This window comes from Nostoc punctiforme PCC 73102, assembly GCF_000020025.1.
Lineage (GTDB): Bacteria > Cyanobacteriota > Cyanobacteriia > Cyanobacteriales > Nostocaceae > Nostoc > Nostoc punctiforme.
This window is the reverse complement of the sequence record NC_010628.1, coordinates 7,275,663-7,301,233: the sequence shown is the minus strand read 5'-3', so window position 1 is coordinate 7,301,233 and position 25,571 is coordinate 7,275,663. Positions and strand designations below refer to the sequence as shown.

The window sequence follows — 25,571 nt, the reverse complement described above, 5'->3', positions numbered from 1 at the left end:
TGTAGTGTAAAAAAGCTTCATTCTTTGTTGAGAGTAATACTGGATTCGCCGATAACCTGCTTGGAATGTGGCTAGTTCGTTGCTTAGATGAATCGAACAATAACTGCTAATCTGTTTAATGCTTAATCTTTGCTTCAGCCTCTAAAAACAGATTGCCAATATCAAACAAAAACTGCATAGTACCTCGATAGCCAACTTTGGTAAATTGATTGTGATCTAAGCGGTCAAAAATGGGAATCCCTTGACGATAGAGAGGAATTTTTAAGCGTTGAGCGATCGCTACCCCATGAGAGTTGGTAATCAGCAAATCAGATCCAACCGCCAGTTGCTCAAAGTCTTCCAAATCGCCGATAGTGACGCTAAGAATCGGAAGTTTTTCTAACAGAGGAAAGCGTGTTGTTGTCACTGCTGCGTGAATTTCAACTCCAAGCGATCGCAAAAAAGAAACTGTTGACCAAAGTAAATCGGGTTCCAGCGCCAAAGCAACTCGCTTGCAACCAAAGTAAAAGTGATTCTCTAACATCACATGTTTTAGCTGACGGCGTTGACGGCGGTATTTCTCCGGTACGCTGACACCACTGATATCTGCCAATGCTTGCAAGAATTTATCTACTGCTAGTAGTCCCGTCAGTTCACTAAATACTTCATAGGGTATATTGAATCTCCGATCCAAAATTTGCGCTGCACCTCGCATACTCTCACCTAGTGCCAAAGTGAATACAGAAGTGCCAATTGAACGCAATTGTGCCAATGTAGTGCCATTAGCTGTAATGGCACTAGAGGAATCTTCTATATGACTATCTAGTACGCCAGAAAGGTCAGGTACAACAATAGGTACAAGTCCAAAGGAAGTGACAATCTCTTTGATTTCCTGTACATCGCCTGGTGTGAAAGCAGAACTCGCTAAAATAGTGATTTGTGTAGGACAAGCATCTTGCTTGGAGCTTTTTTGAGGAATTTCCCTGACTATACTCTCGACTGCACCAGCAAAGCCATCCTGTAATGTACCTTTGAAATCAGGTGTAGAGACAAGCACAATTGGTAAATAATCTAGTTCTGGGTGACGGTGGCGAATCTCTTTAACAAAGCGCCCCATATCATCGCCTCTGGTTTCCACCAGTCCAGTGCTACAAAGACCGATAATTTCTGGCTTGGATCTCTGCACCAAAGTCAAGATTGCTTGTTCAACCCTTTCCTCACCACCCAAGATGGTTGCAACTTCTGTCATCGCCGTACTAGAAAGGGGAATCGTCTGACGGAAATGCTGCACTAATACTGCCTTCGTCAAAGCAGTACAGCCTTGAGAACCGTGTAACAAAGGCATTATTCCCTTCAACCCCAAAAAGGCTAAAACTGCACCTACAGTCTGGCTTTGCTTGAGGGGATTAACTGCAACAGATGTACTCGTAACGCTAATAATCGCCATTAGATGTTCTCCTCTGGAGAATTTCCTGTTTCCCACGGGGCTGGTTGAGATACTTGCTCCCACACAGGGGTGTAAAAAGCAGCATAGAGTTCTCGTGCTACCTCTAAAATTCCCATATAGCCTGCATAGGCATGGTTGCGTTCTTGATTAACGTCTAGGAATGGAATCCTAGCAGTAAGAGAAGTGTCTTGATGGTGTTTATCAGCAATTAACATATCAGCTTGATTTGCGTTAATTATCTGTAAAATTTCTTGAGGACTATTTTGTTCTAGAATTATGCCATCTTGACCCAGCAAAGTTTTGACTCTAATTCTATCCTCCTCAGTATTATTATTAGTACTAATAGCAATAACTTCCATCCCCAATTTCTTAGCAGCAAAGATAATCAACCAGCTCTTGAAACTTCCAATAGAAAGGAGAACCCGCTTACCTTGTAATTGGGTGATATAAAGAGCGAGTTTTTCGTCTATTGCAGCAGTCTCTTCTGCAATTAGCTTTTCTGTACGTTCTTGTAAACTAGAATTACCCAACTTGACAGCAATATTTCTTAGACATTGATTGATTTGCTCTATCCCATACATAGACTCTTCAATATAAGGAATGCCATATTGTTTTTCCATCCTTTTAGCCATATTGATTAGTGCTTTGGAGGAGAGGATCACATTAAGTTTGGCACGATGGGCATAGCAAACTTCTTTGTAGACAGCATCGCCTGTAATTTTTGCCAAAACTCTAATACCTAATTTCTCCAACAACGGTAGAACATTCCATATTGCACCTGCAATATTGTATTCACCAATTAGATTGATATCATAAGGTGTAGTTGTATCTGGTTCTGCTGTTCCAATAACGTGTGAAAGCATTGCTTCACCAGCGACACGGTTGCCCAAATTTTGGTTCCCAATGAATCCAGGGCAATGTACAGGGATAGTGGGTATTCCTGTTTTCTCTGTGGCATCTTTGCAAACTCCCTCGATGTCATCCCCAATCAAAGCGGTGATGCAAGTGGAATAAACAAATACCGCCGCAGGTTTGTAGCGTCTTTGTAATTCTAAAATGCCTTTATACAGCTTTTTGGCTCCACCGAAGATGATATCGTTCTCATCGATGTCGCTGCTAAAGCGTATCTTGTACAGCATCGAACCAGATGAGAGACTGCTGTAACTTCCCCAAATACTGGCAGCACAGCCACTTGGCCCGTGAACTACATGAGCAGCATCAGTGATTGGTACAAGAGTCATCATTGCACTATCAAAAGCGCAACTCCCTTGAGTAGTTCCAGGTTGGGGTAATTGTGTGGAAGACTTTTTTTTCTTTTGTATCTGCTGCTGACAAGCATCTTCAGAATTAGAGTCACTGAGTGAATCGTTGGTTTTTCCTGGCGTGGGATTCATTTGTTTGGTGACAATAGGTAAAAATTTTTAGATATTAGCTGAATTCCCAAAGGCTGAAGAGGATTTTCATTTATTCACCGTGGTATCTAAAGATGCAGAAAAGGGAATGAGAAAGAGAATTTCCCATCCCCTAAAACATAAACATCATCTAGGTTAGAGAAGGAGAAAACAAAAACATGAACTAGACTATTAAATTATTAATGTTGTCCTGTACACGTTAGTTGATTAGTATTAGCACGGTGAAAAAGAAACGCGCAGAGTTAAGATTAGCTATTCGACTACCTCCATTTTAAATGATTGGTGAGAAGGTGGGCGAGAATAGCCCACCTAATATTTACTTTGTATTTAGCACCTGATTCTGAAGAATAAGCTTACTTCTTCTCGCTACCAGAAACTATTTCTACGTTTCCTTTTTTGAGTGCTTCTAGTGCTTCACCTTCAGCATCTTCTTGTTTTTTAGCTGCGTCTGCTTGGCTAATTAGTTTCGCAGCATTTTCTTCACTTTCAAGGATACCGAATTCAATCAACAAATCTTCTAGCTCATCCATCTCAATAGGTGTAGGAACGGCGAGATTTGTATTGTTGATAATCTTGTCTGCTAATGTACGGTATTCATGAGCTTGCTTGCTGTCGGGTGCATACTCGTTCACTGTCATCCGCCGCAATTCGGCGTGTTGCACGATATTGTCACGGGGGACAAAGTGAATCATCTGAGTACTTAATCTGGCTGCAAGGGTGCTAATCAGTTCATCTTCCCGGTCAGTTTTGCGGCTGTTACAAATTAGTCCACCCAAACGTACCCCACCAGTGTGAGCATATTTGAGAACGCCACGAGCAATGTTGTTAGCTGCAAACATCGCCATCATTTCACCGGAGGTAACGATATAGATTTCTTGGGCTTTACCTTCACGAATTGGCATAGCAAAACCACCACACACAACGTCGCCCAACACGTCGTATGATACGAAATCTACATCTGAGTAAGCGCCGTTTTCTTCAAGAAAGTTGATAGCGGTGATGATACCCCGACCGGCGCAACCAACACCAGGTTCTGGCCCACCTGATTCTACACATCTGATATTTCGGAAGCCAGTTATTACCACTTCTTCAAGTTCAATATCTTCTACAGCGCCCCGTTCAGCAGCTAAGTGCAAGACTGTGGTTTGGGCTTTACAGTGCAAAATCAATCGGGTAGAGTCAGCTTTGGGGTCACATCCGACAATCAAGATGCGTTTACCCACTTCTGCCATCGCAGCAAGGGTATTTTGGGAAGTGGTAGATTTACCAATACCACCTTTACCGTAAAAAGCAATCTGTCTAATTTTTTCGTCGGACATGATAATTTATCCTGCAATTGTTTGTTTGGTGGGTCTGTCGATTCATGAAGCGATGCCTACGGCGGTAAACTACGCACTTTGTGCCGGAGGTACTCGCATTGTAAAATTACAGCACTGGCCTTATGTAGAACGTTGTTGGAGGCGCTCGTTCTACAGCAAAAAGAGTCCGAATCCAGAACATATTCAAGTTTTGGTAAGTTTCCGTTGGCCATTAGTCATTGTTTTTTTCTGACTAAAATGGCTAGAGCAATAAGACATCACTCAAGGAATATTGCAAGTATTACCATCCGCTCACTCAAATGATTTCTCTAACGGTAGTAATACTAATTGGAAAAAGGAAAGCTACATATTCCAAGCTGGAAAAATTACGAACTCAGCATTATCAGTTGTTGTAATTCTCTAAAGGTTGCTCATACCTCAAGAGTGGTTGCAGCAGGAATTTCAATTTACGCCAAGTATTCCTTTAAGCACACAACCAACCATTGCAATCCACTCTAAACAGCCGCTACAACTTCTCCAATTTTGCTGATATCGTAACCACCAAGAATTTCAAATTGTGAGTGAACCATCCGATGTCCCAAAGTACTAAGCAACTGCTGTACAGGTGCTTCTTCTAGATATTCCTTGAGAATCACCAAATCATATCGTGACTGATGTAAAGGGATAAATCCCAGCCCAAAAGCCGTAGCTACAGATGCCGTACTCATACCAGCATCAGCAATTCCTAATCCTACAGCTTGGGCAACGTCCTGGTGACTTTTGAGTACATTGTCAAAGCCCTGAACAGCATCGAACGGTATCTGCTCCTTTTGGAGTGTTTGTTCCAAAAGCATCCGACTACCAGAACCTATTTCGCGGTTAACAATAGTCGCTCCCCCAGCAACTAAGTCAGTAACTGTTCTAATTCCCATCGGGTTGCCAGGCTTCAACAAAAGTCCCTCTTCCCAAACACCAAGGGTAATCAGAACTGCTTCTCTCCCAGCGAGAACATCTCGAACAAAGGGAGTATTATACTCACCAGTTTCAGGATCGTACAAATGCATCCCAGCGATGTGCGCCTCACCTCTGCATAGACTGTGCAATGCAGCCATGCTATTGGCGAAGTTATATTGAACTCGCAGTTGGGGATGCCAGCGTTCGGTGGCTCTTGCCCATAGTGAAATCACAGGGGCACAACCAGCTATCACAATGGTGTTGTGAAGTGTGTCGAGATTATCATCTAGTAGCCTGACTCGAACTTTATTTGTACCTATTTGGCTAGTACCTTCTCCATCAGCCGGAATCATATCTTGGCGAAAAGCATCCTTACCAATCAAGGGATAAGCTATCCATTGTCCTCCTACACGAGCCACGCTAACTCGTAGTTGCTGATCGTTAGGAACAGGTTTGGCAAGGACGGCTTCGATTTCAGGTAAATCCCGCTCTAACCAGAATAGATCCTCAACTTGACAGCCAAGCGCTTTGGCCAAGCGAAGTGTTATGGCAACAGAGGGAGCATATAATCCCGACTCTACACCACTAATAGTCTGACGAGTTACACTAGCGATGTTAGCCAAATCTTGTTGGCTCATACCTAAGCGAGTTCTAATGGACTTCAAGTTATTACGGAGGTCACTATCCTGCTTCATTGGCTTTGTCTCTTAGTTTCAAAAAGCCGTAGCGGATTTAATTTATATCTGCCAAGGCGAAAGTATGGTCTTTGAGTTTATATCATTTCTCTCTGACGACTTTTTGTGCTTTCGCTATCTTGATTCCCCATACAAAAAGACTATCACAGAAATTGCAAGTTTGCTTGCAAAGCGCAAATTATTTTTGCAATTGGTTGTTTTTTAGCTGCTATTATCGCTCAAAAGCCTCAAATTCCAATAAACAGAGCATTTGTCTAGCAAAAAATTACCAATTCTGTTGGTATAAATAGGATTTGATACAGCTTTAGAAATAGGATTTACGCAAAAAACCTCTAAAACTCTCATTACTCCGTGACCTCTGCGCCCTCTGTGGTAGCCTGCGGCAAGCCACTTCTCTACGAGACGCTACGCGAACGTGTCTACGTTTTCCGTTACCCGTGTGTAAGTCCTGAGAGGTTGTTTTCAGCTTTGATGCTTGATAGACGAGTAATAAAAGCCGTAGAAAACATACCAATCAATTTCGTACTTGGGGATGAATTGTTACCCTAACTCGATCGCCTTTTTAACTGATTAATTCACCACAGACACTTCTGACAATTTGTAGAAACTCCCGTAAAACAGGTGTCATATCCTCTTGTCGCCACACTACAGCCGTTTCTACTAACTACCCCAAGGGATGCTTCTAGCTGCTGAATTTGCTCCTCTTAGAGGTTGTTTGAAAAGTGGTTGGCTGTGATTTTAGGCACTTATTGATCCCCCCTAACCCCCCTTAAAAAGGGGGGAACCGGAATCAAAGTCCCCCTTTTTAAGGGGGATTTAGGGGGATCTAAAACGTTTTTCTACCAAGAAAAGAACTTTTCAAACATCCTCTTAGGGCGGTTGAGCGATGTGAAGTTGCTCTGCGGCTTTAATAAAGTGTAGTTCCTCAGCTACAGCAATGAAGTAGCGCAGGTGTCGCAGTTCCATAGTTTTGATATTTTATAAGTCTCAAATATTCATAAATATATATTGGACATGTCAAAAATTGCTACCTATGATACTCATACGTGAAAGTCATAGGATGGTGTAACTATGTCGGAGAATTTGAGAAGCCAAGTAGTGACGCAAGGAGTGCAGCGATCGCCAAATCGAGCTATGCTGCGGGCAGTTGGTTTTAAAGATGAAGATTTCAATAAAGCCATTGTCGGTATAGCCAACGGTTACAGCACGATCACCCCCTGCAATATGGGGATAAATCAACTGGCACAGAGGGCAGAAGCTGGGATTAAAACCGCCGGAGCAATGCCGCAAATATTTGGCACAATTACCATCAGCGACGGGATTTCAATGGGAACCGAAGGGATGAAATATTCCCTAGTATCGCGGGAAGTTATCGCCGATTCCATCGAAACCGCCTGTACCGGACAAAGTATGGATGGTGTACTAGCCATTGGTGGCTGTGATAAGAATATGCCAGGCGCAATGCTAGCGATCGCGCGGATGAATATCCCGGCAATATTCGTTTACGGTGGCACAATTAAACCCGGTCACTACAACGGACGCGATTTAACCGTTGTCAGTTCTTTTGAAGCTGTTGGTCATACAGTGCGGGAAAAATTGACGACAAGGAATTATTAGAAGTCGAAAGTCGCGCTTGTCCTGGCGCTGGTTCCTGCGGGGGAATGTTCACAGCTAACACCATGTCTTCAGCATTTGAAGCGATGGGAATGAGTTTACCCTATTCTTCCACAATGGCAGCCGAAGATGCCGAAAAAGCCGACAGCACGGAAAAATCAGCCTTTGTGCTAGTCGAAGCCATCAAGAAGCAAATCTTACCCCGGCAAATTATCACCCGTAAATCTATAGAGAATGCCATCTCTGTGATTATGGCGGTGGGTGGTTCGACCAATGCAGTATTGCATTTCTTAGCGATCGCCCGCGCTGCGAATGTAGAGTTAACCCTAGATGACTTTGAAACAATCCGCGCCCGTGTTCCCGTTTTGTGCGATCTAAAACCAAGCGGTAAATATGTCGCTACAGATTTGCACAAAGCTGGTGGCATTCCGCAAGTCATGAAGATGCTACTCGCACATGGCTTATTGCATGGTGATAGTCTCACCATTAGCGGTCAAACCATTGCAGAGATATTAGCAGACATACCCGAAGAGCCATCTGCCAATCAAGATGTGATTCGGGCTTGGAATAACCCGATGTATGCTCAAGGACATTTAGCCATCCTCAGAGGTAATCTGGCAACGGAAGGGGCTGTCGCTAAAATTACCGGCGTGAAAAAACCAGTCATTACCGGGCCTGCACGGGTGTTTGAGTCGGAAGAAGCCTCTTTAGATGCAATTTTGGCGGGTAAAATTCAAGCTGGTGATATTTTGGTTATTCGCTACGAAGGGCCCAAAGGCGGCCCTGGAATGCGAGAAATGTTGGCTCCCACTTCGGCAATTATCGGGGCTGGCTTGGGTGATGCGGTGGGATTAATTACCGATGGGCGCTTTTCTGGCGGTACTTATGGCATGGTGGTTGGTCATGTTGCTCCAGAAGCAGCAGTGGGTGGTGCGATCGCGCTTGTTGAAGAAGGCGATAGTATTACCATTGATGCACCCGCACGCCTTTTGCAGTTGAATATATCTGAAGAAGAATTAGCTCGTCGTCGTGCTAATTGGCAACCTCCCGCTCCACGTTACACCAAAGGCGTGTTGGCGAAATATGCCAAACTGGTATCTTCTAGCAGCATCGGTGCTGTGACAGATTTGGATTTGTTCAAACCACAACAGAACTAAGAGACATTCCAACACTGCTCGGTTAAAGGGAAAAGGAGCGGAAGGCTTGATATATAAGGTTTTTCCCCTTTAACCTTTTCCCTTTCCCCCAAAACCCGACAAGTATTAAGAGACAAGCAAGATTAAGGGTTTGCGCTCTCTCGCGTGCCATTTGGGTAAGGAACCTTGCCTTGCCCCTAGTAAAATTTATGGTTCAATTAATTGAAAATAGCTGTAATCGCATTATTTTAAGAATAAATAGTAGATGCTATAGGACTCATATTTGATTCTTGAAAAAATTCAGTATAGCTCTTCTCTGCGAGACGCTTCTCTACGAGAGGCTACGCCAACGCGCACCATGCAGCCACGCTGCACGAACAGAAATCAAATCGGATTACTATAATTTACACACTAATCCTAAAAATATGGAGCGTGCGAACTACAAAACTTACTCTCATACCATAAAATAATTTTGCAAGGCAGGTCTAATAAAAGCGATCTATTTTTGGGACAACTATAACAAAATTTTATGACTAAAGCAGCGATGAAAACCCTCAGTGACATGAAGCAAGAAACAGACGTGCCAGTTGTAATTACAGATGAACAAGGGTTTGTCACTTATGTAAACGATCGCTTTACCTCTGTTTTTGGCTGGAGCATGGCTGAAATTAATGGTCAAATTATTACAGTAGTTATTCCAGAAGGTTTTCATGCCCCGCACCATCTTGGTTTTTCCCGCTTTCTTTCAACAGAAAATTCTACTATTCTCAATCACCCACTGCATCTAGTCGGAATCACCAAAGATGGTCTAGAAATTCAAGCCGAGCATTTGATTATGGCAGAGAAACATCAGGGAGAATGGGTGTTTATGGCTATGTTGCGTCCTCTTTAAAATAAATGAGAAGATAGATCGCCAAAAAAATCACAAATTGACCTTTTTTTTCATTAAAAATAGTAAATTTTAATTAATATTGGGGACTTGTACCCAATAGTTACAATTTTTAATTCTTAATTTTTCATTTTTAATTCCCCGGAGGGGAGTCTGCCGATGAGCATACATTTGACTAGTTTGGTCAACCAATTACGGGCAATTTTGGGCAAGATGGAGGTGGCGCTGGGGGCGATCGCTGATGCTATTGTCTGGACTGGTAGTGATGGCAAAATACAATGGTGCAATACTGCTTTTGACAAACTGGTTAACCGATCGCATATTCTCGTTCTTAATGCCAAGCTGAGTGACTTGTTATTTTTAAGCCTAGCTGGTGAAGAAGTTGCACCAGAGTCTTATCCAAATATGAGGGTGTTAGGGGGAGAGTATGAAATCACAGAAGAATATGAATGTCGTGACGGCAAACATCGCTCCTTAATTTTAGAAATATCAGGCAACTGCGTCCAACTTACAGGAGGTGATAGGTCATCTATATTAGTAATTCGAGATGTCACTCAAGCAAAACATTGGGAAAGGGAAGGCTACTTAGCACAACAAAAACAAGCAGAAACTCTATCTCTTTTGCAAGCGACAGTTGAATCTACAGCTGATGGAATTATAGTTGTAAATCAGGACTTTAATGTAGCAGTCTTTAATCAAAAGTTTCTTCAGATGTGGTCAATACCAGAATCGTTGTTGCTACCTTCTCAAAATAATGAACGATTCAAATTTATGTCTGAACAAACGCGAGATCCTGAAGCGTTTATTGCCAGAGTCAAGGAACTGTTTTATAAGTTCCCAGAACAGGAAGCTTTTGATTTGATAGAAATGAAAGATGGACGTGTTTTTGAGCGTTACTCTCAACCTCAATGGCAGGGCAATAAAATTATTGGACGTGTTTGGAGCTTTCGGGATATTACTGCACGCCAGCAAGTAGAAAAAGCTTTGAGCGAAAGCGAAATTAAGTTCCGGCGCATTGTGGAAAATTCTAATGATATTATTTCTCTGATTGACTTAGAAGGACGAATCAGCTATATTTCGCCCAATTTAGCCAAGCTTACAGGCTATGAGACTACTGAGTTAGAAGGTATCCCATTTGCAGATTTTATTCATCCTGATGACTTACCAAGTTGTCTAGATGCAGTCAACAGGGTAGTAACAACAGGGGAAAGGTTAGAAATTGAGTATAGAGCTAGGCTCAAGGATGGTAGTTGGCAATGGCAAGCTTCTAACTTAGCTACAACAAATGATCTAAATGGTAACTTGGTATTGATCAGCGTTGCGCGTGTGATTACAGAGCGTAAACAAGCTGAACAAGCTTTGCTCAAGAGTGAGCAAAAGTTTCGCAATCTGTTTGAAAACTCTCAATTTGGCATCCTTCGCAGCCGAATTGATGATGGACTGATTTTAGATGCCAATCAACGCCTTGCCGAGCTATTAGGCTACAGTTGTGTAGCAGACTTAATTGGTGGCACAAAATTTACCACAGATTTTTATGCAAACCCAAGCGATCGCCAGCGTATAATAACCGAACTGCGTGAAAAAGGTTCGCTCAAAAATTTTGAGCTACAGTTTTATCAATGCAACGGTAAGGCTCATTGGGGCTTATTTTCCTTACGTTTAAATGTGGAAGATAATTGTCTTGAAGCCGTGGTTGCTGACATTAACGATCGCAAGCAAGTAGAGGCAGATTTACACCGCAGTAATGCCATACTCAAAGCCCAACAAGAAGCTTCAATTGATGGAATTTTAGTCGTTGATGAAAATAATCGTGTTGTATCTTATAATCAGCGTTTTTGTCAGTTATGGCAAATTCCAGAAAGATTTGTCAGTGGTAACAATCGGCGATTACTAGAATTAGCACTCGAAAAACTAGAACAGCCACAGGAGTTTCTGGCAAAAGTTGAGTATCTCTACGCCCATCCAGACCAAATCAGCCGGGATGAAATTCGCCTGAAAGATGGAAGAACTCTAGACCGATATTCTGCATCTGTGCGATCGCTAACAGAAGATTACTACGGTAGAATTTGGTACTTCCGCGATATTACAGATCGCAAACAGTCAGAAGAAGCTCTACGTCGCAGCGAACAGAAATATCGCAACATTTTTGAGAATTTTCAAGTGGGGATTGCTCGCATTCGCTTAGAAGATGGGCTGTTTCTGGAAGCTAACCAACGCCAAGCCGAAATTTTGGGTTATAGTTGCGCCACCGATCTCATTGGCAAGCAATTCACGACGGAGTTTTACGCGAATCCAAACGATCGCCAACAGCTATTGGCAGAAATGGCACAGCAGGGTGAAGTACGTAACTTTGAGTTGCAACTGTGTCGTCGCGATAAATCTCTTGGTTGGGGACTAATCTCGCTGAGACGGAATGCTCAGGATGGCTGTATAGATGCTGTCATTACCGATATTAGCGATCGCAAACTTGTAGAAGAATCTTTGCGACAATCAGAAGCCAGATTTCGCGCTCTTTACGAATCAACCAGCATTGCGGTCATGTTACAGGAAAACGGAATTCCTCTTGATTGTAACCGGGCAGCAGAGGAACTATTCGGCTATTCTCGGCAAGAGTTTTTGCAGAAGCATCCCAGTGAATTTTCACCACCATTTCAACCAAACGGTCAAACTTCTGCTAGTTTAGCCCGCGAACAAGTTGCGATCGCCTATGAACAAGGCAGACATCGTTTTGAATGGGTTCACCGTCGTGCCGATGGTACAGATTTTCCGGCTGAGGTATGGTTAACAGTATTTAAGTTGGGTGAGCGCAAACTCATTCAGGGGTTGGTGCAAGACTTGACTGAACGTAAGCAAGTTGAAGCCACACTTTGGCATCGCGCTCAGGTAGATAGACTATTAAACAGCATTTCTCGCCAGTTTATCGACCAAGATGCAGATACCGCAATCAATTTTACCCTGCAAGCGATCGCCGAATTTATGGGAGCTGAATGCAGTTGTATCTTTGAATATCACGAGCCACAACAGCAATTTCACATCGCCCATGAGTGGTATAATCCCAGCAGCATATTAAACAACACCACTTCATCTGAGCCGTTGCCCTGGTTTTATAACCAAATTCTCAACGGTAATCCTATTCAAGGTTTACAAGCGTCTCGCATTGCAAATATTTTACCAGAGGCAAACGTCGAGACAGAATTGACTTACAGAGAAATAATTAAATCTGTAGTGGCTGTACCAATGATTTATGCCGGCAGAGTCGTTGGACTACTGGAATTAGATACTGTTAACAAATCCAAAACTTGGAACCAAGAGGAAATCAACTTACTGCAACTGGTGAGCGAACTCATAGCCATTGGGCGATCGCGGCATAAGGCTGAAGAGGCACTACGAATTGCCAAAGAAACCGCCGAAACTGCCAACCGTTCAAAAAGCGCCTTCTTAGCCAACATGAGCCATGAACTGCGAACGCCACTCAATGCCATTTTGGGTTTTGCCCAGCTAATGGAACGAGACACCACCCTCAACAAACGTCAGCGAGACTCTTTAGCAACTATCAATCGTAGTGGAGAACACCTGCTCAACTTAATTAACGATGTGCTGGAAATGTCCAAAATCGAGGCTGGACGGATTGTTCTTAACCCGACATCCTTTGATTTGCATAGGTTATTGCAAGAGATGCAACAGATGTTTCAGGTACGAGCCAAGGATAAAAAGTTATCACTCTCATTTGAACTTGCTCCAAATTTGCACCAATATATCCTCACAGACGAAAGTAAGCTCCGACAAGTGCTGATCAACCTATTGGGAAATGCCATTAAATTTACCAATACTGGGGGAGTAACGTTGCGCGTAAGCTTGGGGATTGGGGAGCAGGGGAGCAGGGGAGAAGTTGCACTAAGTCTTTCCCCTCTGCCCCTCTGCCCCTCTGCTCCTCTGCCTCTTGTGCCCAATTCCCAATCCCTGATTAGCTTTAAAATTGAAGATACAGGATTGGGAATTCCTACAGAGGAATTAGATAATTTATTTCAGCCTTTCGTTCAGACTGCAAGTGCCAGACAAGTAATGGAAGGGACAGGATTAGGATTAACAATCAGCCGTCAATTTGTGCAGTTAATGGGTGGCGATATCCGAGTTCATAGTGTGGTAGGCAGTGGCTCAACTTTCTACTTTGATATCAAAATTGAACTAGCAGACTCATTAGATATTGCACCACCAACACTCAAACGTAGAGTAATTGCTTTGACACCAGGGCAACCTGTATACAGAATCCTGATAGTTGATGACCGCGAAGACAATTGTGATTTATTAACGCAGTTATTTAATAGTATTGGTTTTGAAACTCAGGCAGCAGCTAACGGACAAGAAGCGATCGCTCTTTGGCAAACTTGGGAACCCCACCTGATTTTCATGGATATGCGAATGCCCGTGATGGATGGGTATGAAGCCACTAAACAAATCAGAGCTACTTTAAAAGGTCAAGCTACAGTCATTATTGCTCTAACTGCTAGTGCTTTTGATGAGGAACGGTTTGTGGTTTTATCGGCAGGCTGCAACGATTTTGTGCGTAAGCCGTTCCGAGAAGAAGTAATCTTAAATATCATATCTAAATATTTAGGAGTGCGTTATGTATATGAACAGGAACCACTTCAACAAGACCAACTTGCAAAAAATCCCAACCTTAAACTTCTATCATTAGAAGAAATTCTAGCTCAGATGCCTACTGAGTGGGTGACACAGCTACACCAAGCGGCACTCTGTACTGATGAAAAACTGATTTTCAGCTTACTTGAGCAAATTCCTGAAGAATCTGCTCTTTTGGCAAACACTCTGTCTGATTGGATTAATAACTTTCGGATTGATAAAGTTATTGATTTAACCCAACTGTAAGAAATGATTTTTGAATCAGAATTCAAAAGTCAGAACAAGAAAGTGGGGATTGATACCTGCCACTAATTAAAGAGCGCTAAGAGGATGTCTGAAAACTTTTTAGTGTTGTATTCGAGACTTGTAGATCCCCCTAAATCCACGCCACATGCTTCTCCCAAGGGGAGACGCTACGCGAACAAGTCGGGAAACCGCAAGGGCGCAGTGGCTCCCCTTAAAAAGGGGGACTTTTAGAAGTTTTTCCCCCTTGGAAAGCTACGGTGTATACACAAGTCTGAACTGGCTCAATAATCTGGGTTTTACCCCACCCTAACCACTGCTTGAATTCAATCAACGATTGCCCGAATTCAATAAACGACCGCCCGAATTCAATAAACGCTCGCCCGAATTCAATAAACGCTCGCCCGAATTCAATAAACGCTCGCCCGAATTCAATAAACGCTCGCCCGAATTCAATAAACGACCGCCCGAATTCAATAAACGCTCGCCCGAATTCAATAAATGACTGGATTTAAGAAGAAATTCGATTTGTGTGTACACGGTAGCATTGGAAAGGGGGGCTAGGGGGATCGGACGAAATATTTAATACTTCTCAGACATCCTCTAAATTTTTGTGTAGCGAATGCACCAGAAGATTTGGTGGGGATCTTAACCGATTCATTCACCAGTCTGACTCCAATTAAATTCTAAATCCTGATTTATGACCGGAGCTAACGGAAACGTCTCCGGCTCCGCTCCTGAATTCTTTTCTGATAAATTAGTTCTCATAAATATGGATAACCATCAAGTTCAACTACCAAAAGCAAATATTCTTGTTGTTGATGATACACCCGATAATCTGCGACTTTTATCAGCTATGCTAACTCAGCTTGGGTATGAAATTCGGAGAGTGATTAACGGTCCAACAGCTTTGAAAACAGCACAAGCTGCACCGCCCGATTTAATCTTACTTGACATCATGATGCCAGAAATGAATGGCTATGAAGTCTGTCAACATTTGAAAGCCTCAGAGATAACCCGCGACATTCCAGTAATTTTTATTAGTGCCTTGGATGAAGTATTTGATAAAGTCAAAGCTTTTGCAGTCGGGGGAGTAGATTACATTACCAAACCTTTTAGTGAAGAAGAGGTTTTTGCCCGTGTGGAAAATAACTTGACTATCCGAAGACTACAAAAACAACTCACTGAGCAAAATGTACTTTTGCAACAAGAAATTAGCGACCGTCAAAAAGCAGAATCAGCATTGCGGTTAAGCCAATTTTATTTAGATAAGTTTAGAGATTCAATTTTTTTTATTAATTCAAATGCCCAGTTGGTTTATGTAAATGAAGCAGCTTGCCAGATTTTAGGCTATTCTCGCAAAGAACTGTTGACTATGACCGTTCACGATATTGATCCCAATTTTCCCGCAGAAACTTGGCACTCACAATGGCAGGAACTTAGACAAAAAGACTCCTCCAGTTTTGAATCTATTCACCTAACTCAAGATGGTCGGCATCTAAATGTGAAAATCAGCTTTAGTTATCTAGAGTTTAAAGAGCAGGAATATTTATGTACTAGTGCTTACTATCCCAGCACTCACTAAAATTGTGTTCGCTTCAAGGTTGATCTAGTAATTGCTTTGAGGTAACGGAACAGTGCTTTTTATACTGGAAAGTCACTACCCCTAATCCTAAAACAACTATCAATGCCCAACTGAATGCGCCGATAAAAAATAATCTTTGGAATCTAGCTGCTTTTTGCTCTTGAACTAATCTAGCTTTAACTTCTTTAGTTCGTTCAGCTTCTAACCATGTCTCAACTTCTCGCCGATCGCATTCTTGGCTAGCTGCTAAAAACTGATAATCTAGATCGCTCAAGCTTTTGCCTTGTGACCAAGCTAGAGCTTCAAGTAAAGCTTTCCCGCGTAATAGTCGAGAATTATCACAGTGTTCTGAGGCTATCCAAGCATTTAATGCTTGCGAATAGGGTCGCAACTTTGCTAATTGTTTTTCTACCCAAGTTTGATTAAAAACCTCTTCATAAATGCGGTTCTTGACTATTAGTTGCCCTTGCTGCTTGGTTACTAATCCCGATAACAGCAGTTCTATTTGCTCCTCTCCCTCATCACAAGCTATCTGAATTCCTTGCAAAATTTGCTGGTACATTCCCAGTAAGCCTCCAGCACGCTGTTCATTTCTCAGCAAGCGATCGCGGATTGTTTTCAAATGCTCAGGATCGTCCTTTGCTTCCCATTTCTCTATAATATGGGTTTGCACGAGTTTTTCTAAAACTAACAATGGAAATTGATAATAAAAATTTATCAGATGTTGATTAACAATCGGTAAATGGTCATCCAATTTATAACGCTCGTCAACTTCTATACTTCTCTGCTCTTCAACATTTTTGCTTCCAGAGTTTCTTTCTTGCACTACTATCTGACAGAGCTTTTGAGTCAGAAAAGGTTGACCATTTGTCCAAGCCAAAATGTCTTTGATAACTGCCATAGGATTAGCGACTTTACCTTCTAACCCTGCTGTTAATGGCTGAACTTCTGAGAAGTTAAAACCGTGTAGTTCAATAGATTTACCGATATTAAATGGAGTACAGTTGCGATCGGCAATCAAATCTGAAGGCGTTGCCACTCCGAATAGTGCCCAAGTTAGACGGTTATATTCTGGATTTTCTGCTCGCTGATTGTAGCACGAGCGAATTAGAGTAAAAAAATCGACGACAGGGAAATTCAAACCTAAAACACTATCAATTTCATCAATAAAAATAAATATTTTTTCAGCTTTTATTTCAACTAACAAAATATCTTCGACAAATTGGCTCAATCGCTGTAACGCAGGTAAATCTTCTCGCTCCGACCACCAGGTTTTTAAATTAACTTTGCCAAATATATTAAAGCTCCTTAATAAGTCAACCACTATGCCCTTATACCATTGAGCAGGAGTAATATTGCCGTTGCCGATCCGAGTCATATCGATAGAAGCGCAACTGTAGCCGGCTTGTTCTAATCGGTGTCTTGTTTGTAAACGCAAGCTAGATTTACCCATCTGTCGGGAACTAAATACATAACAAAATTCACCTTGGATGAGAGCATTATAAAGTTCAATATCAGCCTGTCGTTCTACATAGCTAGGAGCATCGACTTTAAGACTACCGCCAATTTGATATTCGTATTTATTCATTGCATTTAGCCTAAATGCTCTTGGAAATAGAGCCGATACAACTCACAGCTAGGTATTGCTTGATTTCCTTCAAGTTTTACCAGACCCATACTTTCTAATTTGTAGGCAGCGATCGCTTCTAATTGCACGCTTGTTGGAGAGGTAACTACCCGTTTGAGTGCTGTTGCTAATTCTGGATGTTCTTGGAGATTGGCTAGATGCTGCCGTAAATAGTTGCTATAGATACCGGCAATTGTGGGAGCCTCGTTTAGTAGTTGCTCTAGAGTTACTTCTTCATGTCCCAGGTTATAAAGAGCCAGACGAGCTAGATAGGGATGTCCACCAATCATCGCTAGTAGAGGAGCCAGCTTTTCCAATCCTTTCTCACCTTTAGCCCAATCGAGTCCATGACGCACTGCTAATTCCTGCATCTGCTCTAAACTAAATTCTGGTAACTTAATCGGTAGTCCCACATTAAAAGGGGATTGATTAATATCTAACGGAATATAAGCTTCAGTGGCATGGACAACTAGTAATCGGAGTTTTCGCCAGATTTCTAATTCGGAAGCATCTTCATACCAAGAACGCAGTAGCGGCAGAAAATCCCTAGAGATTTCTGGATACTCGAAAATTCGATTCACTTCATCCAAAGCTAAGACTACCGGAGCGTCGATTTTCTCTAGCAAATACTCTTGTAAATACAATGTGCAGCTAACTTTGCTACCAATATCTTCATCCCAATAATCATCTAGTCTGATTTCTAGGTTCAACTGCCGACTGACGTTAGCACAAAACCAGCGTAAGAATTTTTCCAAGCTGGTGAAAACTTGACTATCTGCCCTCTGTAAACCGATCTGTACGGTGTGTACCCTAGTCTGTTTAGCATGAGTAAGAATTCTGTGCATTAGGGAGGTTTTTCCCATTTTGCTGGGGGCTTTGATTCTGATTAGGCTTCCAGGTTTATTAATTTCTGTATATGTGCGTTCTTCAATTGGCGGACGCTCTATGTAAAAAAAGGAATTGAGCGGCACCGAGCCACCAGGAATTTCTAAGAAGTCGGAATTAAGGACTGGGGTTTTTCTCTCGTCTTGCTTTTCGATCGCTAAAGAAGATGCTGATATCCTATCTTTCCCTGTGCTTGTTTGCTGAGACTGTCTCAAGACTGCTGGCACAGTTTGTAGTTTTTCTGACAAAACGCTATTTTGCGTAGGCAAAGCCTGCCGGAGGCTTCGCCGCCTCAATACTGAGCGAAAATTACTTTTTGTCACCTCCTCCCCAAAAGCTTGTGAAAGTAACTTCCATAACTTAGAACCAACATCTTTTATATAATTTGCATCATAACCACAGCTTTCGGCGATATCTGGATAAGTTTTTCCTTCCCAAGCCTGACGAAATATTATTTCCTGAACATCACTTAAGCCATGTTCAATAAATGTATCTAGAATTACTAATGCTTCTTCTATATTCATTTGTAAAAAGAATAAAGTTGATTTTAAATAAGACTGTAGCGGAATTATTCATAGTTTTTTCCTTATTCACTTAAATTTAAACAGTCGGCTTCAGAAACCTAACTCCCTAACAGCCAACAAGATGCTAGAAAAAGACCCTGCATTGTAACGCCCTACGACGCTATACCCACGACAAGCAAGCGCTTGTCTCTAGTTCTGAGGAAAAGGGGCGAGGAGCTACGCCCCACTTTATAGCGATGCCTGCGGTGGTCACTGAGCGGCTGGTGAGCGGAGTCGAACCATGTCGTAAAGCCTGCGGCATAGCTACGCTTAACGCGGAGCGTCTCGTAGAGAAGTGCAGGCTACGCCTACGCATTTTCACCTCAGCTAACAAATAATAACAACCAAAAACTGTATATATACTAAGATGCAAAGGGAGCTATTTCTCCTAATTAAGTAGAATTATTGCCAAATTTCACCATGATGAATAACTGGTTTGATACAGCTCGATTGGGGATGTTTATTCATTGGGGACATAGTTCTCAACAAGGATGTGAGTTATCTTGGCCGTTAGTTGGGGGTGTATTCAGCCTTCCTTTTTGCAAAGATATTCCAGTTGAGAGATATCACTACACAGCTAATACTTTCAATCCACAGCAATACAATCCTCAAGAATGGGCACATTTAGCAAAAAGTCTCGGAATGAAATATGCCATATTAACAGCCAAGCATCATAATGGTTTTGCCCTATTCCATACCCAAGAATCAGACTTTTCAATTGCATCTGCACCTTACAAAAAAGATATTGTACGTGAATATATCGAAGCGATGCGCTCTGTCGGATTGCGTATTGGTCTTTATTTTTCGCTTAGTGACTGGCATCATCCAGACTATCCGGCTTTTACAGAAGCAGCTAAACCTTATCGCTTTGACCAGCTACCTCAACCTACAGCGCAACAGTGGGAGCGATATATCCAATTTATGTTCAATCAGATCCGAGAATTATTGACCAACTATGGTCAAATTGACATCATTTGGTTTGACGGAAGTTGGGAACGCACTCCAGAGCAATGGCAGGCTCAAAATTTAGCAAAAATGATTCGTGATTTACAACCGAATATTCTCATTAACGATCGTCTTCCAAATTGTGGAGACTTTGAAACTCCTGAACAGTTTATTCCGCCTCATCCACCCGATCATCCTTGGGAAACTTGTCTGACTATTAATGAAAGTTGGGGATATAATTCAGACGATCATTGCTTCAAGTCATCTCGTCAGCTAATTCATACCCTTTGCGAAGTAGCAGGCAAAGGAGGCAATCTTTTGCTCAATGTTAGCCCAATGGGTAATGGACAAATCCCTCCTGAGCAGTTAGAGCGTCTCAAAGATATAGCAGATTGGATGGAGAGCCACAGTGAAAGTATACTTGATACAACCCCAGGGTTAGAACCGTGGCAATTTTATGGCCCCTCAACTCGTAAGGGCGTTCGCGCTTCGCGTGCCGGAGGCGATCGCATTTATCTACACCTATTAATGAAACCTTACGAAACAATATCAGTTAGGGGTATACCAATCAAACGGGTAAAATCAGTATTTGTTCTTGCTGATAGCACAGCACTAACCTACACAAGTCGCTGTGCAATTATAGATTCTATTCTTAATCCCAATCCATTAGGAGAATTAACAATTGATATACCTGAATCAGTAATTAATCCATACGTTACAGTGATTTGTATTGATATTGATTCCTGAGTAATAATGTTTTTGAAGTAACAGTACAAGGTTGAGGACTTTGTTCAACGGAGAGATTTTAAGCTTTCAGTCTTCTGAACTAAGAAATCAGTGAAGATACTCATAATGGTGCGCTGACGCAATTTCACATTAGCATCAATGGACATCCCGGATTGCAATGGAATTTGACGCTGATTAATCAGTAATTTCTGCCCATGTAGGCGGACTTTTGCGGAAAAACGCCAGAATTTATAAACTTGGTCTGGAGGTAAAGCATCAGAGCCAATCTCAATTAGTTCGCCTTTGATGTCACCATACTCTTGGAAGGGAAAGGAATCAATTCTTACATCCACTTGTTGCCTTTCTCTGACAAAACCGATGTCGCGGTTAGTGATGTATACGTTAGCAACCAAATTATCACTCGGAACAAGTTTTAGGAGCGGTTCGCTAGAATTAATTACAAATCCTGCTGTTTTAGCTTTAAGTTCAAAAACAGTACCATCTACAGGTGCAGTAATTTTCTGATATTTAAGAGTTTGTTGTGCCTGGATTAACTTACTCTCAATCTCACCAATCTGACCATTAATTTCATAGAGGCGTTTCTGATTATCTACAATTACTTTGGTTAATTGGCTGTCAATTTCGGCAATTTTTTTGTCATTATCTGTAATTTTGGCTAATAAGTCTTCTTGAGACACAGCCGCAGTATTGCGAAGTTTTTCATTTGACTGTGCGATCGCTAATTGTAATCGCTGCTGTTCCCGATTCAATCGGATCACTTCTGCTTGTTTGGTGCTGACATCCTGTTGCTGTTTCAAGTACTGCACCTGGGAAATCGCCCCCTGCTGTGCTAGAGGTTCAAACCTGCGAAGAATTTGTTGATTAATTGTCAGCAACTCTTTAGCGCTAGTTAACTGTGCCTGAGTCTGGAAAAATTGCTGTTGTGTCTGTCCCGTTTCTAAATTAGCTGTGGCTAAACGTGATTCTAATTCTATTTGGCGATTTCGCAAGCGTAACTGTTGCTCTCTTGTAAGAGGACTTTCAGCAGTCGCACCGTTTAATTGTGTCCGGTACAACTGGTTTTCGGCAATAATCGCTGCTCGGCTTTTGGTCAAAAAGGCTAGTTCTGGTTTAATTTTCAACAGAGCAGTTTGCTGTGCCACTTGTTGTAGTGATATGCTCCCTTGAAGCTGACGGCGATAGAAGTCATTTTCTTGCTCTAGCGACTGTTTTGCAAGCAACTGAGCCGCGCGACTTTGCTTTAATGAAGTTAACTCCGCCTCAGAAGAAGTTTTTTCTAGGGTAATGAGTGTTTCACCTTTTTTGACTCGCTGACCATCTTTGACTAGAATTTCGTTGACAACACCATGAACCGGAGCCTGAATTTCTTTGACTGCACCCTGTGGTTCTAACTTGCCAGTAGCATGAATTGATTCATCAATTTGGAAGACTGAAGCCCAAATTACTGTGAAGGTGCTAACTCCGATAATAGTCCAGGCGATCGCTCGTGACCAAGTAGGGGTTTGTTGTAAAAGAACTGGTTGATCGAATTTATATTGAATATTCATAATAAATGGGGGAATGGGGAATGGGACATTGGGCATTGGGGAGTGTTGAGAGACGCGATGAATCGCGTCTGTACAAGAGTTAGGAGTGCTAAGGTTAAAGTTCTTAGTTGAGAAGCTCAACGTTCAAGCAAAAAGGTGCAATTTCCGAGTTCAAAGGCTCAACGTTCAAGCAAAAAGGTGCAACTTCCGAGTTCAGAGGCTTAACGTTCGAGCAAAAAGGCTCAATTTCCGAGTTCAGAGGCTCAACGTTCAAGTAAAAAGGTGCAACTTCCGAGTTCAGAGGCTCAACCTTCAAGCAAAAAGGCTCAACTTCCAAGTTCAAAGGTCGAAGTTCCGAGTTCAAAGGTCGAAGCAATAGTATTTATTCCTGCCTATTGCCTGTTGCCTGTTGCCTCTTCCCTCCTGCCTACACTTTCGCTTCCTGTTGCTGATACAGACAGTAGTAATAACCTTTGAGCGCCATCAATTCTTCATGAGTTCCCTGTTCTACTACAGCGCCTCGATCCATCATGAGAATTACATCGGCATTGCGAATTGTGCTGAGGCGGTGAGTAATGAAAAATACTGTTTTATCTTGGAAAGTTCTCGCTAAGTTACCGCAAACTTGGGCTTCGGCATTGTAATCTAAGGCACTGGTTGCTTCATCAAGAATCAGTAATTGGGGATTTTGCAGAACAGTACGAGCGATCGCGACTCTTTGGCGTTGTCCCCCAGACAGTCCCGAACCTCGTTCGCCGACGCGGGTGTTATAGCCACTGGGTAAAGACATAATAAAGTCGTGGGCGAATGCTACCTTGGCAGCAGTAATAATTTCTTCATCGCTAGCATCAGGATATCCCAAGGAAATGTTTTCGCGAATTGTGCCATCAAACAAGAGGGTATCTTGTAACACCATACCAATTTGACGACGTAAAGAATAAAGTTCTACTTTGCTGATATCATAGCCATCAATCAAGATTTTGCCGGACTTTGGTTCATAAAGCCGAGGCAACAATTTTAGCAGAGTGCTTTTACCGGAACCGCTTTGACCAACAATTCCCACAAAGGAGCCAGCCGGAAAGTCTAAGTTAATATTGCACAGTTGCATCGGTCCGTTTTCCGAGAAACTGAAGCTGAGATTTTCAAAGCGGACACTACCTTGAATACTGGGCATGAGAATATTTTGAGAGTTGCCGATTTCTGTTTCTTGGGGAGTGTCTAAAATATCAGCAAGGCGTTGCAGAGATAGAGCGGTTTCTTGGAAGTTCTGCCAAAGTTGCATCAGGCGTAACAAGGGACTGGTGACATAACCAGCAAGAATGCGAAAGGCGATGAGTTGTCCCAAGGTAAGGTGCTGATTTAGGACGAGAAAAGCTCCCACCCACAGTACTAACATGCTGGAAAACTTGTTGAGAAAACTGCTAATAGAACTGGCGGTAGTTTGGGTAGAGACTGTTTTGAAACCAGCGCTGATGTAACGAGCATAGCGTTCTTGCCATTGCCAACGCGATCGCATTTCTAAATTTTGCGCCTTGATTGTCTGCATTCCCCCCATGACTTCCACTAAATAAGATTGCGTCTCGGCATTGCACTCAGCTTTCTCTTGCAATTGTCGCCGCATCAAAGGTGATACCATCAAGTTGAGCAAGCCAAATAGCGGTACTGTTGCCAAAGCAACTAATGTCAACACTGGGCTGTAAATCGCCATTACTACGATGTAGACCACCGAAAACACAGCATCCATCACTACAGTTAAAGCGGTACCAGTTAAAAAAGAGCGGATGTTTTCTAATTCGTGGATTCGCGTTGCCAATTCCCCCACAGGGCGGCGTTCAAAGTAAGATAAAGGCAAACGCAACAAGTGATTAATCACCTCAGAACCAAGGGTGAGGTCAATCCGGTTGGTGGTATCTGTAAATAAATGAGTGCGAACGCTGGTAAGTATTGCTTCGATGACTGCAACTACCAGCAAAAAGATGCCGAAAACTTCCAGGGTATCAGGACTATTGCCAACCAATACTTTATCAATAATCACCTGTGTAGCCAGAGGATTTACCAGCCCAAACAGTTGGATAACAATGGAAGCAATTAGTACTTCAATTAATACTTTGCGGTAGCGTCGCAGTGAAGGTACAAACCAACTTAAACTAAACCGCGCCTTGGGAGTATTTTTGGTGGTTTGTAGCAGCAGAACTTCTCCTTCAGCCCCCCAGTTTTCCGCAAAGTCTCGTAATTTGTAGCGCAGTAGTCCCATCTCTGGAACAGCAATGAGTAACTCTCGATCGCTATTTTTGTAGATGATGGCAAAACTATCTTGCCAAGAAATCATTACTGGTAACTGCAAGCGTCCGACTGCGGTAGCGGGAACTTTAACCATCTGTGTTGTCAACCCCATCAACTCAGCGGCGGCGGCGCAAAATTGCAGAGATATAGTGCCCTTCTGTTCTTGCTGCTTTGTCAACACCCGGCGTAGTGTATCTTTGCGCCAGGAGATGTTAAAGTATTGGCTCAACATTTGGAAGCAAGCTAATGAACCATCTAGTGGTCCTCTACCTTTGATATAAGGAAACTTCTTTTGTTTACCCTTAGCTGCTGGTTCTTCTGTGACAGTAATTTCTGAAGCGTAGGGAATCTCTGCGGGTAACAGTGTTTTTGACGTAGGAGGAGCAAGATTTTCTCCAAGTATTGATTTAGGTAAGCCCACCAGACGCATACTTGCGTTAAATTTCAGCTTGGGGTTGATATCATCTAACTTTAAGCGACTCCCTACAGGAAAGTAAGCACTCGAACTACTGCTAACTAACCACAATAATTCTGAATCTAACTGCTGGAGAGATATTTTACGTGTTGGGAATGTTTGAATAACGGCTGCTTGAGTTGCTGTGCGAGCAAGCTTAACTAAATTCCTGCTACCATCTGCCCGACGATTCAGTTCTTCCATCAGCAGTTCATATACTTCTATGAGGGAAGCAGTATTATGTAATGCTTCGGCAAAAGCCTTCTCCTGTTGAATCAATGCGAGAAAATCAGCGATCGCCAGATTAAAGGTGATAACTTCAGTAGAAGCGATCGCAGTTTCACAAGCAATCCCCCGCACATGACTTACCCAACCCAAAACCTCACCTGATGAGAGCAACTTCAGTGTCGCCGGATTTTGTCCTTGGGAATTGTAGGCTAATAAACGCGCTTGTCCCTGGTAGATAATACTAATCCGATCGGGCATAGCTTCCCGTGCTACTATTACTTGCCCGATGCGATAGCGACAAAATTGCACTTTGTTGAGCAAATTTTCTAAAACATTTGGTGACAGATAATTGAAAGGAAACAAATCAGCAATAAATTCTTGAATATCAACGGTTGTATTTGTCATCATTTTCGACACCCT

At 42.4% G+C, this 25,571-nt stretch carries 15 protein-coding genes and 2 pseudogenes; 7 read left to right on the top strand and 10 right to left on the bottom strand.

Features of this window, described 5'->3' with window-relative positions; genetic code table 11:
• Positions 1-115: 115 nt before the first annotated feature.
• From nifN to nifH, 3 genes are all read right to left on the bottom strand, one after another.
• Positions 116-1,426 carry a nitrogenase iron-molybdenum cofactor biosynthesis protein NifN gene (nifN, locus tag NPUN_RS29885; RefSeq protein ID WP_012412141.1) on the bottom strand — a complete coding sequence of 437 codons (1,311 nt, stop codon included), beginning with the start codon at positions 1,424-1,426 and terminating at the stop codon, positions 116-118.
• Complete coding sequence (gene nifE, locus NPUN_RS29880; RefSeq protein ID WP_012412140.1) at positions 1,426-2,820, bottom strand: nitrogenase iron-molybdenum cofactor biosynthesis protein NifE; 1,395 nt, start codon at positions 2,818-2,820, stop codon at positions 1,426-1,428. The genes nifN and nifE overlap by 1 nt, the downstream gene beginning before the upstream one ends.
• A gap of 371 nt (positions 2,821-3,191) precedes the next feature.
• Positions 3,192-4,157, bottom strand: a complete 966-nt coding sequence (nifH, locus tag NPUN_RS29875) for a nitrogenase iron protein (RefSeq protein ID WP_012412139.1) — start codon at positions 4,155-4,157, stop codon at positions 3,192-3,194.
• Between nifH and NPUN_RS29870 the strand changes: the two genes are divergently transcribed.
• The gene (locus NPUN_RS29870) at positions 4,156-4,389 is read left to right on the top strand and encodes a hypothetical protein (protein ID WP_041565712.1); all 234 of its coding nucleotides are present in this window, start codon (positions 4,156-4,158) and stop codon (positions 4,387-4,389) included. The genes nifH and NPUN_RS29870 overlap by 2 nt on opposite strands.
• Positions 4,390-4,651: 262 nt before the next feature.
• Here the strand turns inward: NPUN_RS29870 and NPUN_RS29865 are convergent, their stop codons facing one another.
• Both NPUN_RS29865 and NPUN_RS39555 read right to left on the bottom strand, forming a co-directional pair.
• Positions 4,652-5,785, bottom strand: coding sequence for a substrate-binding domain-containing protein (locus NPUN_RS29865; RefSeq protein WP_012412138.1), 1,134 nt, complete (start codon positions 5,783-5,785; stop codon positions 4,652-4,654).
• Between the two features lie 873 nt (positions 5,786-6,658).
• Positions 6,659-6,751: pseudogene (locus NPUN_RS39555) on the bottom strand (LysR family transcriptional regulator); the annotation flags it as partial.
• A gap of 105 nt (positions 6,752-6,856) precedes the next feature.
• Here NPUN_RS39555 and NPUN_RS45030 point away from each other — a divergent pair.
• From NPUN_RS45030 to NPUN_RS29845, 5 genes and pseudogenes are all read left to right on the top strand, one after another.
• A pseudogene (locus NPUN_RS45030) lies at positions 6,857-7,848 on the top strand (dihydroxy-acid dehydratase domain-containing protein); the annotation flags it as partial.
• Positions 7,837-8,556 carry an IlvD/Edd family dehydratase gene (locus NPUN_RS45025; protein WP_473989787.1) on the top strand — a complete coding sequence of 240 codons (720 nt, stop codon included), beginning with the start codon at positions 7,837-7,839 and terminating at the stop codon, positions 8,554-8,556. The pseudogene NPUN_RS45030 and the gene NPUN_RS45025, both read left to right, overlap by 12 nt.
• 508 nt (positions 8,557-9,064) lie before the next feature.
• Positions 9,065-9,427, top strand: coding sequence for a PAS domain S-box protein (locus NPUN_RS29855; protein WP_012412137.1), 363 nt, complete (start codon positions 9,065-9,067; stop codon positions 9,425-9,427).
• Positions 9,428-9,583: 156 nt separating this feature from the next.
• Positions 9,584-14,311, top strand: a complete 4,728-nt coding sequence (locus tag NPUN_RS37950; RefSeq protein WP_012412136.1) for a PAS domain S-box protein — start codon at positions 9,584-9,586, stop codon at positions 14,309-14,311.
• 697 nt (positions 14,312-15,008) lie between these two features.
• The gene (locus NPUN_RS29845; protein ID WP_012412135.1) at positions 15,009-15,893 is read left to right on the top strand and encodes a response regulator; all 885 of its coding nucleotides are present in this window, start codon (positions 15,009-15,011) and stop codon (positions 15,891-15,893) included.
• Positions 15,894-15,906: 13 nt separating this feature from the next.
• Here NPUN_RS29845 and NPUN_RS29840 read toward each other — a convergent pair whose 3' ends face one another.
• Together NPUN_RS29840 and NPUN_RS29835 are read right to left on the bottom strand one after the other, a co-directional pair.
• Positions 15,907-17,481, bottom strand: a complete 1,575-nt coding sequence (locus NPUN_RS29840) for an AAA-like domain-containing protein (RefSeq protein WP_012412134.1) — start codon at positions 17,479-17,481, stop codon at positions 15,907-15,909.
• 5 nt (positions 17,482-17,486) lie between these two features.
• Complete coding sequence (locus NPUN_RS29835; protein WP_012412133.1) at positions 17,487-18,929, bottom strand: AAA-like domain-containing protein; 1,443 nt, start codon at positions 18,927-18,929, stop codon at positions 17,487-17,489.
• A gap of 459 nt (positions 18,930-19,388) precedes the next feature.
• Between NPUN_RS29835 and NPUN_RS29830 the strand changes: the two genes are divergently transcribed.
• Entirely contained in the window at positions 19,389-20,660 is a 1,272-nt protein-coding gene (locus NPUN_RS29830; RefSeq protein ID WP_012412132.1) for an alpha-L-fucosidase, read from the top strand.
• 44 nt (positions 20,661-20,704) lie between these two features.
• On the opposite strand, the gene NPUN_RS29825 is transcribed toward NPUN_RS29830, so the two are convergent.
• The 3 genes from NPUN_RS29825 to NPUN_RS29820 all read right to left on the bottom strand — a co-directional run bounded on the left by NPUN_RS29825 (position 20,705) and on the right by NPUN_RS29820 (position 25,559).
• Positions 20,705-22,207: a beta-barrel domain-containing protein gene (locus NPUN_RS29825; RefSeq protein ID WP_041566485.1), complete on the bottom strand. Its 1,503-nt coding sequence runs from the start codon at positions 22,205-22,207 to the stop codon at positions 20,705-20,707.
• 103 nt (positions 22,208-22,310) lie between these two features.
• A complete protein-coding gene (locus tag NPUN_RS41095; RefSeq protein WP_012412130.1) occupies positions 22,311-22,562 on the bottom strand; it encodes a hypothetical protein in 252 nt (83 codons plus the stop codon).
• Between the two features lie 51 nt (positions 22,563-22,613).
• On the bottom strand, positions 22,614-25,559 hold the full coding sequence (locus tag NPUN_RS29820; protein WP_012412129.1) for a peptidase domain-containing ABC transporter: 2,946 nt from the start codon (positions 25,557-25,559) through the stop codon (positions 22,614-22,616).
• Between the last annotated feature and the right edge of the window lie 12 nt (positions 25,560-25,571).